Annotated in this window: 1 protein-coding gene; it reads left to right on the top strand. The window is 48.1% G+C overall.

Annotated features, from left to right (window positions below):
- The coding region (gene mobV / locus ACFFUV_RS23575; RefSeq protein ID WP_390198406.1) for a MobV family relaxase at positions 1-628 on the top strand (628 nt) is incomplete at its 5' end.
- Positions 629-634: the final 6 nt, after the last annotated feature.

The following is a 634-nucleotide window of genomic DNA, read 5'->3' as shown; positions in this document are numbered from 1 at the left end:
GAATGAAAATTTTCGTTTCATCTGCGAAAGGTTCGGAAGCAGGAACGTTGTAGATTTCACGCTGCACATGGACGAGCGTACTCCGCACGTCCATTGTGTCGTTGTGCCGTTAACCAAGGACGGCAGGCTTTCAGCGAAAGAGGTCATGGGGGACAGACGGAAACTCTCCGAGCTGCAGGACAGCTACGGCAAAGCCATGCAAGCAAAATTCGGACTTCAGCGAGGTATCAAAGGCAGCACCGCCACCCACGACACCGTAAGGGAATACTACGGACGAATTGAGGAACGTTTGAGCTACCCTAGTCAAAGCATGGAACTCTATTCGGACGCAAAACAGCCCCAAATAGATACTCCACCCTTGCTCGGTCGTGAAAAATGGGCTGAAAGCCAAAATAAGGCGATTTCCGAGGCTTTCACGGATTTGAGGGAATACTACAAGCTGGAAGCGGAAAAACAAGCTGGAAAAGTCTTAAAATACTTCCAAGGCTCGAAGTTGCAAGCGGAAGAGAAGGCAGACCGCTTGCGAAAGGAAAATGCAAGACTTAAAGGAATTATCGAACAACAGCACAAAAAGCTATATCCCGAAAGATATATCAAACAGAACCGCAACAAAGGCTATTCACTTTAGCCCCCA

Source organism: Vibrio olivae (assembly GCF_042428525.1).
Lineage (GTDB): Bacteria > Pseudomonadota > Gammaproteobacteria > Enterobacterales > Vibrionaceae > Vibrio > Vibrio olivae.
Note: the sequence above shows the minus strand (reverse complement) of the source record. Positions and strands in the feature narration are given on the sequence as shown.